We start from the raw sequence: 13,111 nt of genomic DNA, 5'->3' as shown, positions 1-13,111 counted from the left end.
TGAATACGAGCGGGCTTTAGCCCGCTTTTTGTTTTCAATATTGTAAGGCTTTAGCCAAAATTTATATATTTGAACGATGCAAAACCGTATTTCTTCTTTCCCGCCATTTATTGATCATCAATCGAAAATTTTAATTTTAGGTTCAATTCCCGGTGTGAAATCATTAGAAAAGCAGCAATATTATGCACATCCTCAAAACAAATTCTGGAAGATTATTTTTGAGTTATTCAATGAAGAGTTTACAGAAGATTATGCCAAACGAATTGCTGTTTTAAAGAAAAATAATATTGCAATCTGGGATGTGATTGATTCCTGCGAAAGAAAAGGAAGCCTCGATTCAGAAATAAAAAATGAAGAAGCTAACCAAATTCCTGAACTTTTAGAAGAATACCCAAACATCCAAGCAATCTTTTGCAACGGTGGAAAATCTTATAAAAATCTACAGAAACTATTAGGCGAAAATTTTAGAATTTCAATTTACTTATTACCTTCGACAAGCCCACTTCACACCATTTCTTTTGAAAGAAAATTTGAAGATTGGAAAAGGATTTTAGAGTATTTATGAAATTGAATATTCATTTGAAAAAGATATATTTGCACTCCACAAATAATTTTAGATGAAGAAAAATTTCTTATTGCTTTTTTGTTTTATTACAACTTTCGTTTTCTGTCAGAAGTACACTTTCTACTATGAGTTGGATTACCATAAGGCGAATGGGAATACAAAATTAGGCATCATGCGCCTAGGCTTAAATGAAGCAGAACCTGTTTTACAACTATATAAACCCAATGACCATCTTTTTGCTGTAATTCGAGACTTTGCAAATAAAAAAAGACACTATTTTTATTATTCGAATAAAAACGGAGAAAAATATAAATATATAGGTACAGTCTCTGATATGAAGGAAATGAAAGATTTGTTTAATATTAAGTCTATTACTGATCAAGAATATACTAAAATTGAAAAAATAATCCTTCTTCATAAGGAATTTGGTGAAAATAATGCATATTATGTAACAAAAGATAATGTGAATGAAGAAGAAGTTCTTATGTATACATCAAAAAGTGAAACGTTGCGTCAACTAAAAGAAATACGACTCAATCCTACAATTAAAAAGGAAGTAGTGATACATTTACCAATGAAGTTGAAAAATATTTCATTCTCAAAAATTCAAAATCTAACAGCATGTATTGTGTCAACTTCATATAAGAATCTTAGCGAAATTGGTCATTTTGGTCAGGAAAAAGTAACTAAAAATACATGTGATTAAAATTATAAGTTAGATGTCTTTTTAAAATGAGAAACTTTTTTTCAATATTATTTTTTTCTGCCTCGATACTTACATTCTCTCAGGAATATCACTTTGATTATTTTGTCAAAGAAAAATCTACACGTGTGAAACCAGATGAAAATGTGTTATTTACGGAGAAGCTGGTGAATTCGAAAACAGGAACAATGATTTGTTTGTGGAACAAAAATAATAAAATTACGGCCATATTATATGCTAATGATAATAAATTAAAGCATGTTTTTGATGTTAGGAAACTAAACAATCAGTTTAATTTTATTTATAAACATTCAAGCAAAATTAATCAAGATTATCAGCCTAAAGTTCCTTACGTAAGTAAACAGGTTTTTAAGATTAAGAAAATTGACTCATTGAAGTATAATGTTGTTGTTTTCAAAAATTCAAAATCAAAGAAATGGAAAATTAATGCCGTAATAGATTTGGAAAAAGCTGAATTTGAAGATATTGAGTTTAAAGTAGATCATATAATATCAAACAGTATAGAAACTGAACTGAAAAAATTACTGGATCCTAATTTTAAATTTATCACAAGAAAAATTGATTATAAATATAGCTATGGCAAATCCTTTTCTACTTATATAGAAAATGTTCAGAAAATTAATTTAACGTTAGTTGTTCCAAAAGTTTTAAAAGAACCTAACCATTGGTCAGATTTTGAAGACTAGAAAAATGTCAACCCAACTTGGTTGACATTTTTTAATAATATATCATTGTAAGTTACTTAGTTACCACATAAACCTCCTCATACGGCTGTATCAACACCCATCCATTACCAGAAAATTTCATCTGAAATTCTTCACCACTGCCTCTTCCAATCAAACTTTTAAAAGAAACATTGGTTTTAAGTTCCGGACTTAAATTTCCAGACCATGCAACCGTGGCATTTGGATCAGTAAAAACCGGAGCGTCAGGAGTTACCATTAAGGTTAAAGGCTCACCATGAGTAGTAATGGCAATGTGTCCCGTTCCTGAAAGTTTTACCTGAAAAAGTCCTCCAGACATCATTCCGGCAATGCTTTTCAACATAGTAATGTCGCTTTTAATGCTTTGTTCGTGTGCTAAAACATCATTTCCGTTCACGAAAAGAGTTTCATTGTTCAAATATAGGATTCTAACCTTTTTTCCTGAATCGGCAACATATAATTTTCCTGTTCCCTCAGCTTTCATCAGTTTTGCACCTTCTCCGCTGATGGCTTTTTTCAACATATTTCCCAATCCGCCGGAAAGCATTCCTTGTCTTTCAAAGTTGACATTTCCAACGTAGCCAACCATGCTCCCTGTTTTTGTCCAGACTGCCTGATTGTTGAGGTTGATTTCTAAAAGTGCAGGTTTTTCCAACTCAAAATAATCTCTTTCAAGAGGATTTTCTTTGGTTTCTTTTACGAATTCTTCTAAAGAATATTTGCTCATAGGTGTAATTTTAATTCCGTCTAAAATACTGTTTTTTCTTGTAATAATTAAACAAAATAAAAAATGTAGTACTTTAAAATCCCTGCTAGTACCGATAGTGAAATAAAGACTTGACAAAGGGGTATCGAATGTTGTATATTTGCAGTCCGAAAAATTACATCCGTAATTTTTGTATAATTTTTAAACCGTAATTTAAAAAATGAAGACATCCGATTTTAATTTTGATCTCCCTGAAGAATTATTGGCAGAGCACCCGTCTGAACATAGAGACGAGTCTAGGTTGATGGTTCTTGATAGAAAAACTCAAACTATAGAGCACAAAACATTTAAAGACGTTGTAGATTATTTTGATGAAAAAGATTTGTTCATCTTCAACAACACTAAAGTTTTCCCGGCACGTCTTTACGGAAATAAAGAAAAAACAGGAGCTAAAATCGAAGTTTTCTTATTGAGAGAGCTTGATAAAGAAACCCGTGTTTGGGATGTTTTGGTAGATCCTGCAAGAAAAATCAGAATTGGTAACAAATTATTTTTTACCGAAGATGAATCTTTGGTTGCTGAGGTAATTGATAATACAACCTCTAGAGGTAGAACATTGAGGTTTTTATTCGACGGTTCTTACGAAGAATTTCGTAAAAAATTGAACGAGTTAGGAGAAACTCCTCTTCCAAAATATATCAAAAGAGATGTTGAACCGGAAGATGCTGAAAGATACCAGACCATTTATGCTAAAGTAGAAGGAGCTGTAGCGGCGCCAACTGCAGGTCTGCATTTCTCAAGACATTTGATGAAAAGATTGGAAATCAAAGGGATTGATTTTGCTGAAGTGACCCTTCATGTAGGATTAGGAACTTTCAACCCGATTGAAGTAGAAGATCTTTCTAAGCACAAAATGGAATCTGAAGAAATCATCATCGATGAGAAAAATGCTGAAATCATCAACAAGGCTGTACAGGAAAACAGGAGAGTATGTGCGGTAGGAACAACCACGATGAGAGCGATTGAAACTTCAGTGTCTTCAAACAGAAAAATCTCAGCGTTCAATGGCTGGACAAATAAATTTATCTATCCACCTCACGATTTTGGAGTTGCTAACACAATGATTACTAATTTCCACACGCCAAAATCTACTCTAATGATGATGATTGCAGCGTTTGCAGGAAAAGATTTTTTAATGCAAGCATACGAAGAAGCGGTAAGAGAAAAGTATAAATTCTATTCTTACGGTGACGCAATGCTTATTATATAATTAATTTTAAATTATAGATTATAAATTTTAGATTGAATCCCAACTATTGTGAGGGGTTTAAATCTAAAATTTATAATTTAAAATCTACAATATTTTGAAAGATATCAGAACTCTATCACTCGACCAGCTTAAAGATTACTTTGGTACTATTGGTGAAAAACCTTTTCGTGCTAAGCAGGTCTATGACTGGATTTGGAGTAAAAATCTTCATTCATTTGAAGAAATGACGAATCTTTCAAAAGATCTGAGAGAGAATCTTATCCGCGACTTTATCATGAATCCGGCAGCAGTAGATCAATTTCAGAAATCTACAGACGGAACGATAAAAAATGGGGTGAAGCTTCATGACGGTCTTATGGTAGAATCTGTTCTTATTCCTACAGAAACGAGAACTACAGCGTGTGTTTCGTCACAGGTAGGTTGTTCGTTAAACTGTGAATTTTGTGCTACAGCAAAGCTCAAAAGAATGAGGAATCTTGAAGTGGCAGAGATCGTAGATCAGGTTGCTTTAATAGACAGACAAAGTAAAGAATATTATAATCGTCCGCTTACCAACATTGTTTTTATGGGAATGGGTGAGCCGATGATGAATTATAAAAATGTGGTTGAAGCCATCCGAAAAATCACTCAACCTGAAGGTTTAGGAATGTCACCAAGAAGAATTACTGTTTCTACGTCAGGAATTCCTAAGATGATTAAAATGCTGGCTGATGACGAGTTAAAAGTAAAGCTCGCCCTATCATTACATTCTGCGGTTGAACAAACCCGTAATGAGATTATGCCGTTTTCAGATAAATTTCCTTTAACGGATATTATGGAGGCGCTTCAACATTGGTACAAAAAAACAGGCTCTGTGATTACGTTTGAGTATTGTGTCTGGAAAGGTATTAATGACAAAGATGAAGACATCAAAGCTTTAATTAAATATTGCCGACAGGTACCTTCTAAAGTTAATTTAATTCAGTACAATCCGATTGGCGAAGGGAAGTTTGACCATAGAAGCATTGCTGCCGAAGAAAAATATGTTCGTGAACTTGAAAAAGCTGGAATTACAGTGATGGTCAGAAAAAGTCGTGGCGGCGACATTGATGCAGCTTGTGGACAATTAGCCAATAAAAACGCCGAATAATTCCTTAATTAAATTCTTTTTTAAATAAATTCAATCCATAAAGTGGAAGCATAACTTCAAAATTCTTAACAATCAATTCATACCAAAATCCGTAATTTTGCGCTATGAAAAAGGTTTTTCTATTACTGATAATTTTTACTTTGCAAACTGCTTTTTCTCAACAGGCAGAAATTTTTAAGCTTAAAAAATTCAGAGTTTCAGTTTTAAATGATTCGATTCAAGAGACTTCCGGACTGAATTTCTTTGATGGAAAACTCTACACTTTCAACGACAGCGGAAATCCTGCTGAATTATATGAAATCGATAAAAACTCAGGAAGAATTCTCAAAGTTTTAAAAACGAATGCAGAAAATAAAGACTGGGAAGCATTAACAAATGACGGTCAAAATTTCTTTATTGGAGACTTCGGAAACAATGCAGGAACCCGAAGAGATTTAAAAATATATAAAATTCCTTTTCAAAATAATGAATTGCAGAATGATTTAATGAAAACCATTTCGTTTTATTATCCAGAACAAAACGATTTCACATCAAAAAATATTTCCACAGATTACGATTTGGAATCGATGATTTATTTAAATGGAAAAATTCACATTTTCTCCAAAGAATGGGCTTCAAAATCTACAACGCATTACACAATTGATTCTGAAAATTTTGAAAATCAGGCTGCTCAGAAAGTAGAATCTTACCAAACAGGTTTTGTAGTGACTGATACTTATTATTACGACAAAAAGCTTTACGTTGTTGGATATACCAAGAAAACCGAAGTCTTTTTAGATGTTTTCACGGAAACTGAACCGGGAATATTTTTCAAAGAAAATCCAAAACATCTTTATTTAGGCAGTGCATTGACCATCGGGCAAATCGAAGGAATAGCCGTTGATGAAAAAGGAATTTATATTTCAGGGGAAAAATTCTATTCACCGATCAAGAAAACCAAACCGTTTTTTTATTTTATTCCTAAAGAAAAACTCAAACTTTAATTTTTGTTAAAATTGGTTTAAAAAAATTATCTTTGTGAATTAATAAATACTCACCCATCATTCTCAGATAGTGGCCAATATTGTAGAAGAAATCAAACGACCGATCAATGAGGAAATGAAACTTTTCGAACAAAAGTTTTATGAATCCATGCAAAGCAAAGTCGCTTTACTCGATAAAGTTACCCGTTTTATTGTTACGACAAAAGGGAAGCAGATGCGTCCGATGTTTGTTTTTCTATGCGCAAAACTAATTGGAAACGTCAACGAAAAAACCTATCGTGGAGCTTCAATGATTGAGTTGATTCATACGGCAACTTTGGTGCATGATGATGTTGTGGATGAAAGTTTTAAAAGACGTAATTTCTTTTCTATTAATGCTTTATGGAAGAATAAAATTGCAGTTTTAGTTGGTGATTTCTTACTTTCAAAAGCGGTTTTACTTTCTACAGACCATAAAGATTACGATTTACTTTCTGTAATTTCAAGAACAATCAGAGAAATGTCTGAAGGAGAACTTCTTCAATTGGAAAAAGCCAGAAAATTGGATATTACTGAAGATGTTTATTATGAAATTATCCGTCAGAAAACGGCTACTTTGATTGCAGCGTGCTGCGAAATCGGAGCTTTGTCAAATGATGCAGATGAAAATTTAGCCAAGAAAATGATGCAGTTCGGAACGTATACCGGAATGGCTTTCCAGATTAAGGATGATTTATTCGATTATTTAAGCTCAAACTTTATCGGAAAACCGGTGGGAATTGATATTAAAGAGCAGAAAATGACTTTGCCTTTGATTCATACTTTAAAAATTGCCAACGAAACTGATAGAAAATACTATTTCAATACAATCAAGCGTTATAACAACGATCAAAAACGTGTGAAAGAACTGATTGCTTTTGTGAAAAGTTCAGGCGGTTTAGACTACGCCATTCAGGTGATGAAAGATTTTCAGCAGAAAGCTAAAGATATTCTTGATGAATTTCCTGATTCTGAAGTGCGAAAATCTTTGCACATGATGTTGGACTATGTGATTGAAAGAAAATTCTAATTACAAATTCTGCATCGAAATTCCAATGTTAATTTAAAGACAACAAAAAAACAGGAATTTTAATCCATTATTGCTGTTGTTATAATAATCACAGACAGAATAATACAAAATAAAGCGATTAAAAATAGATAATCCGCAATACTCTCGTATCTGTTTCCCAGACTCTCCTTATCAGTTCTTATCGACATAAACGAAAATAAACTGCTACACGCAAAAAGTACACATGCGATGCCTGCAAACTCATCTAAAAATGTATGATGGCTCGTTTTAGTGATTTTCAATGAGGTGATGATGATCATAGAAAACCCTAAAAGATTAGACGATGCATTAAGAATATGAGTGGACTTTTTTCCATATTACAGAGTTTTATTCAAAGTAAACACATTTTTTTCATTATCAAATTTATAAAAAACATTCTTGAAAATTAAAATTAATATAAAAAGTGTATATTAGCAAAATACTTCAGAATTAAAAAATATTTAATATTTGGCTATGCAGACAACCTATATTGAAACTCAGCAGATTTCTTTTCAAGATTTTAAAAATCAGATACTTGAAGACTATAAATTAGGTAGAATCTCTCGTGAAATGTCTTATCTGGGCAGAAGAGAAGTTCTTACCGGAAAAGCGAAGTTCGGAATTTTTGGAGACGGAAAAGAGTTGCCGCAGTTGGCAATGGCGAAAGTTTTCAGAAACGGAGATTTCCGTTCGGGATATTACAGAGATCAGACTTTTGCGTTGGCTATAGATGCTTTATCGGTTGAAAGTTTCTTTGCTCAGTTATATGCAGATACAAGTGTGGAAAGAGAGCCTGCATCTGCCGGAAGACAGATGAATGGTCATTTTGCCACAAGAAGTTTAAACGAAGACGGAAGCTGGAAAGATTTGATGGCTCAGAAAAATATTTCTTCTGATATTTCTCCTACTGCGGGGCAAATGCCAAGATTATTAGGTTTAGCGCAAGCTTCAAAAATATATAAATCCGTAAAATTTGACGGTTCTGAAAAATTCTCCAACGAAGGTAACGAAATCGCTTTTGGAACCATTGGAGATGCATCAACTGCTGAAGGTCATTTTTGGGAAACTTTAAATGCTGCATGTGCGCTTCAAGTGCCAATGATTGTTTCAATCTGGGATGATGGTTACGGGATTTCGGTTCCTACGATGAAGCAGAGAGCAAAAGCTGATATTGCTGAAATGTTGAGCGGTTTCCAGAGAAAAGAAGGAGAAAACCAGGGTTGTGAAATTATTCAAGTGAAAGCCTGGGATTATCCTGCTTTATTGGATGCTTATGCGAAAGCAGAACATTTTGCAAGAACAGAATCTGTTCCTGTTGTTGTTCATGTAATTGAAGTTACTCAGCCTCAAGGTCACTCGACTTCAGGATCTCACGAAAGATATAAAAACGAAGACCGTTTGTCTTGGGAGGCAGATTTTGATGGATTGGTAAAATTCAGAGAATGGATTTTAAACTATTCAATCGAAATTGAAGGAAATGAAGAAATCATTGCAACGGTTGAAGAGTTAGATGCAATCGATGAAGACGCGAAGAGAAAAGTAAAAGCCGGACAAAAAACTGCTTGGGAAAACTATCAGAAAACACTTACAGAATTAGCTTTTTCAGTTTTACCTTTAGTTGAAAATCTGAAAGGTCAGAACTCTGAAATTGAAGTTTATGTTAATCAATATAATAAATTAGTTTCTAAAGCTAAAAAGGATGTTTTCCATCTGATCAGAAAATCTTTATTGGCAACGAGAGGAACCAATTCTGCGGAGAGAACTCAGTTGATGAACAAATACAACGAAGTTTTTGAAGTTGAAAAAGACAATTATTCTTCTCATTTATACTCTCAATCTCAGTGGAAAGCTGAAAACATTCAGGAAATCAAGCCTATATATTCTGAAACTTCGGAGGATGTTGACGGAAGAGTAGTGGTGAGAAATAATTTTGATAAAATATTTGAAAAATATCCTCAAACTTTGGTCTTTGGTGAAGATGCCGGAAATATCGGTGACGTAAACCAAGGTCTTGAAGGAATGCAGGAAAAATACGGTGATATTCGTGTTGCTGATACCGGAATCCGTGAAGCGACAATTCTTGGTCAGGGAATCGGTATGGCGATGAGAGGTTTAAGACCAATCGCTGAAATTCAGTATTTAGATTATATCCTTTATTGTTTGCAGGGAATGAGCGATGATTTGGCGACGGTTCAATACAGAACAAAAGGCGGTCAGAAAGCTCCTGTAATCATCAGAACGAGAGGTCACAGACTGGAAGGAGTTTGGCATTCAGGTTCGCCAATGGCTGGGATTCTGAATCTTTCTAAAGGTATTTTGGTTTTGGTACCAAGAAACTTAACGAAAGCTGCCGGATTCTACAATACCATGCTTCAAAGCGACGATCCTGCTGTGATTGTTGAATGCTTAAACGGTTACCGATTAAAAGAAAAACAGCCTGATAACTTAGGTGAATTCACTGTTCCTGTCGGGAAAATTGAAGTGACAAAAGAAGGAAAGGATGTTACTTTGGTAACGTACGGTTCGACTTGGAGAATTGTCATGGAAGCAGCAGAAGAATTAGAAAAATTAGGAATCTCTGCAGAAGTTATTGATGTTCAGTCATTAATTCCTTTCGATCTAACGCATGAAATTGCTGAATCAGTTAAGAGAACCAACAGATTGGTCGTAATCGACGAAGATGTGGAAGGCGGAACTTCAGCGTTTATTCTTCAGCAGATTTTAGAAAAACAAAAGGCATTTAGATATTTAGATTCTGATCCTCTGACGATCGCTGCAAACGATCACAGACCTGCATACGCAAGTGATGGAGATTATTTCAGCAAGCCATCTTCAGATGATATGGTTGAAAGAATTTATGCCTTATTTAATGAAACAAATCCTCAGAAATATCCTGCGATATTTTAATTGAGATTTTTATAAAATCGAAACCGCTTTCTTTTAGGGAGCGGTTTTTTTGTGAAATTAAGTGTTATATTTATAGTAAATCACTTTAACATGGAAAACATAGTTGAGCAAATTATTAGTAGACAATTAGAAAGTATTCCGTTGATTGCTAATTATACATGTACATTGCTTAAAAACTTTAGTAGTTACAAATTACATGGAACGGGTGTATTTATTAAAATTGGAAATTTACATCTGCTTGTTTCTGCTGCTCATGTATTTGACGATTTTCATGAGTTATTTATCCCTATTGAGAATGGTAAAACATTAATTAAACCAGGAGGAGATATTATTTTTAATAATCCTAAAAGTGATAGAGAGTCTGATGAATTGGATATCGGAATATTATTATTAGATGAATTAACTGTAAATGATCTTAAGTCAAATTATAATTTTTTAAATGAAGGTGATTTGTTGATTAATCATAAATTAATATACTTAAATAGTTATATTGTTTTTGGATACCCTTCAAGCTGGTCTAAAAAATCCATTTCAAGAAATTCTTTTCATTCGCGTCCTTTAATAAGTTTTACACAACCTTTAGATATTGACTATTCTTTGTTTAAAAGAGAGGAATTTTTAAATATAATAGTTGAATATAACAGACAGGAAACGTTAAATTTTAAATCTAAAAAATTCAGTTTTGGACCAAATCTTTTTGGAATCAGTGGTTGTGGTTTATGGTATATTTCTCCATATGATTACGCCAAAGAAGCAAAACCAAAATTAGTAGGTATTATGACTGATTGGACAATCAAAAATAGAAAAGTTATTATTGGAACACGGATAGATGCAATAACAGAAATTTTAAGAAAAAAGGGATATATAGATTTCAGAGAATCAGATTTATTTTCTTTCAAATAACAAACAAAAAAACCGCCTCAAGAAAAAATCTCAAAGCGGCCTATTAACAAGTTTAAAAATATCTAAAATTGTCAAACGAATGACAATAATGATTTCCTACAAACCGATACTTTTGCTTGGTTTCAATTGTTTTCTGATGTTCTTTGGAATCGCATTTTTATGAACCAAAATCGCTGTCGATTTATACTCAACATAAGGTTTTGTCACATATAAATATCCATCAAAATCGTTCGTTACACCCCAAGAATTTTTAACCATATAATATTCTTTTCCGGTTTGATCTTTTGCCAAACCTACGATGTGCATTCCGTGATCATCAGTTGTGCTAAGGTTGTTTAAAGCCTTCTGACGTAGATCTTCAGTGATGGTTTTGTCTTTTTTAGGCTGTGTAAACAATTCTTTTTTTACTTCCGGAGTAATTTGATCCAAATCTACATCAGGGACATATGCAACACCGTTTTTATAAGAAAAATAAGGTTCAGAAACGTCTGTTGCCCAACCCACAGAATATCCTTTTGTAACAGCATTATCGATAATGGCAGTCATTTCATTCATCGGAATATTCCAGTCAGAATCGTGGCTCCAGTTATCAGGAATCGGAACTACAAATTTCTGATAGTACGGATAATCTTTGTAAGAAGACAATTCCACATAATCTTTAGGATTAATGCCTACAACTTCTTTAGCAAACGTTTTTGGAGTGTAATTTTTTCCTTCATACGTAAAGTTTGTCGGAACTTTCCCTAAATATTCATCAAGAATAGCATCTACGGATTCCATCCAGTTATCGGGAAGTTTTCCTTTTGAAGATGCCGCGACCAAACCTTCTAAAACGGGTTTCAGTTTTCCTTGCATTTCATTGAAATTATTTAAAGTTTGTCCTGATTTCAATCCTGTATAAACATCCTGCGGAACTGCACCATATTTTTTGTACATATTCACAACATCATGCAATTCTCCGCCATCACCCCAGCTGATTGCTCCGCCGTTTAAAACATATAATTTTGCCTTATCATGATAAGAATTTCTTGCTGTAAAAATCTCAGCTAAATCAACAGGTTTTTTACCCATCCTCTGCATTTCAGATTCCAGAAAAGAATTTCCGGAATAACTCCAGCAAGTTCCTGACGAACCTTGGTTTTTTACCGAAGTTGCCCCTACATCTTTTAAAGTGGTAAACTGGAAATTAGCATTTTGAGACTGATTGTTTTTCAACTTGTTGATCAGGTCATCCTGAGCAAACATCATACTTCCTGCGCATAAAACAAAAAGCAACGATGCAAATCTTTTATTTTTCATAAGAAAAGGTATATTTATTTTACAGTTGTGTTTCAACGTTTTTAGAACTTTAAAACTATTTAAGCAATTTTGCAACCGTAAAGAATTATATCTGAATAGTCGGCAATGTTAAGCGAGTGTTACATGAATTAATGTTAAAAAGGGTTAAAGACGATTTATTAGTTATACAGTTTTTCAGTTAAACAGTTTAAATAATGTCGCAAACAACTAACTAATAAACTGAATAACTTTCCAACCCTTTAGTTTGAGTATTTCCTTATTTTTAGAAAAAGTTTATAATGTTTCCAACCTTTCTGAAATTTCCTGCATCTATAAGAGTATAAAGCCTGACTATGGAAAAAGAATTACTGATAGAATGCCAACGGAACGACCGCAACGCCCAGCGGAAGATTTACGAGAAAATGGCGGGCAAACTGCACTCAGTCTGCAAGCGCTATCTGAAAAACGATGAAGATATCGAAGAAGTATTGGCCGATACGTTCTACAAGATTTTTACAAAGCTCAATCAACTTCAAAATCATGAAATTTTCGAAGCCTGGGCAAGAAAAATTGCAGTGAATGAATGTTTGCAGAAATTGAGAAGTATGAAAGCGCTCGATGTGTCTTTAGAAGAAGAGTTTGTAGAATCAACAGGTTCTCCAACAGATAGTATTTCTTTTGAAAAAGATATTCTAAAGCTGCTTAATTTTCTTCCGGAAGGCTGCAGAGCGATTTTCAATCTGTTTGCTATTGAAGGTTATCCGCATAAAGAGATTGCAACCATGCTTTCTATCAGCGAAGGAACTTCAAAATCTCAGCTCAATTTCGCGAGAAAAAAATTACAGGAACTCTTGGTCAATCACAACATTTAAACTT

12 protein-coding genes are annotated in these 13,111 nt (G+C 33.5%); 10 read left to right on the top strand and 2 right to left on the bottom strand.

Features of this window, described 5'->3' with window-relative positions; all coding sequences use genetic code 11:
• Nucleotides 1-76 precede the first annotated feature (76 nt).
• From EAG08_RS04650 to EAG08_RS04640, 3 genes are read left to right on the top strand one after another with little or no spacing between them, the layout of a single operon-like run.
• Nucleotides 77-565: a DNA-deoxyinosine glycosylase gene (locus EAG08_RS04650; protein ID WP_129534444.1), complete on the top strand. Its 489-nt coding sequence runs from the start codon at nt 77-79 to the stop codon at nt 563-565.
• Between the two features lie 52 nt (nt 566-617).
• Nucleotides 618-1,271, top strand: a complete 654-nt coding sequence (locus EAG08_RS04645; RefSeq protein ID WP_129534443.1) for a hypothetical protein — start codon at nt 618-620, stop codon at nt 1,269-1,271.
• 26 nt (nt 1,272-1,297) lie between these two features.
• Nucleotides 1,298-1,975 carry a hypothetical protein gene (locus EAG08_RS04640; RefSeq protein WP_164998526.1) on the top strand — a complete coding sequence of 226 codons (678 nt, stop codon included), beginning with the start codon at nt 1,298-1,300 and terminating at the stop codon, nt 1,973-1,975.
• Nucleotides 1,976-2,027: 52 nt separating this feature from the next.
• Here the strand turns inward: EAG08_RS04640 and EAG08_RS04635 are convergent, their stop codons facing one another.
• Nucleotides 2,028-2,720 (bottom strand): AIM24 family protein, encoded by a 693-nt coding sequence (locus EAG08_RS04635; protein WP_129534441.1) that lies wholly within the window; start codon nt 2,718-2,720, stop codon nt 2,028-2,030.
• Between the two features lie 199 nt (nt 2,721-2,919).
• Between EAG08_RS04635 and queA the strand changes: the two genes are divergently transcribed.
• The 6 genes from queA to EAG08_RS04600 all read left to right on the top strand — a co-directional run bounded on the left by queA (nt 2,920) and on the right by EAG08_RS04600 (nt 10,957).
• The gene (queA, locus tag EAG08_RS04630) at nt 2,920-3,969 is read left to right on the top strand and encodes a tRNA preQ1(34) S-adenosylmethionine ribosyltransferase-isomerase QueA (RefSeq protein WP_129534440.1); all 1,050 of its coding nucleotides are present in this window, start codon (nt 2,920-2,922) and stop codon (nt 3,967-3,969) included.
• A gap of 94 nt (nt 3,970-4,063) precedes the next feature.
• Nucleotides 4,064-5,098, top strand: coding sequence for a 23S rRNA (adenine(2503)-C(2))-methyltransferase RlmN (gene rlmN / locus EAG08_RS04625; protein WP_129534439.1), 1,035 nt, complete (start codon nt 4,064-4,066; stop codon nt 5,096-5,098).
• Nucleotides 5,099-5,202: 104 nt separating this feature from the next.
• The gene (locus tag EAG08_RS04620; protein ID WP_129534438.1) at nt 5,203-6,081 is read left to right on the top strand and encodes a hypothetical protein; all 879 of its coding nucleotides are present in this window, start codon (nt 5,203-5,205) and stop codon (nt 6,079-6,081) included.
• Between the two features lie 70 nt (nt 6,082-6,151).
• The gene (locus EAG08_RS04615; RefSeq protein WP_129534437.1) at nt 6,152-7,129 is read left to right on the top strand and encodes a polyprenyl synthetase family protein; all 978 of its coding nucleotides are present in this window, start codon (nt 6,152-6,154) and stop codon (nt 7,127-7,129) included.
• A 492-nt stretch (nt 7,130-7,621) separates the two neighbouring features.
• A complete protein-coding gene (locus EAG08_RS04605; RefSeq protein ID WP_129534435.1) occupies nt 7,622-10,054 on the top strand; it encodes a transketolase C-terminal domain-containing protein in 2,433 nt (810 codons plus the stop codon).
• Between the two features lie 90 nt (nt 10,055-10,144).
• The gene (locus EAG08_RS04600; RefSeq protein ID WP_129534434.1) at nt 10,145-10,957 is read left to right on the top strand and encodes a hypothetical protein; all 813 of its coding nucleotides are present in this window, start codon (nt 10,145-10,147) and stop codon (nt 10,955-10,957) included.
• Between the two features lie 96 nt (nt 10,958-11,053).
• Here the strand turns inward: EAG08_RS04600 and EAG08_RS04595 are convergent, their stop codons facing one another.
• Complete coding sequence (locus tag EAG08_RS04595) at nt 11,054-12,256, bottom strand: aminopeptidase C (protein WP_129534433.1); 1,203 nt, start codon at nt 12,254-12,256, stop codon at nt 11,054-11,056.
• Between the two features lie 332 nt (nt 12,257-12,588).
• On the opposite strand from EAG08_RS04595, the gene EAG08_RS04590 reads away from it, so the two are divergent.
• On the top strand, nt 12,589-13,107 hold the full coding sequence (locus EAG08_RS04590) for an RNA polymerase sigma factor (protein ID WP_129534432.1): 519 nt from the start codon (nt 12,589-12,591) through the stop codon (nt 13,105-13,107).
• Nucleotides 13,108-13,111: the final 4 nt, after the last annotated feature.

This window comes from Chryseobacterium sp. 3008163 (assembly GCF_003669035.1).
Taxonomy (GTDB): domain Bacteria; phylum Bacteroidota; class Bacteroidia; order Flavobacteriales; family Weeksellaceae; genus Chryseobacterium.
The sequence above is the reverse complement of the archived record's forward strand: the minus strand, read 5'-3'. Positions and strand labels throughout refer to the sequence as shown.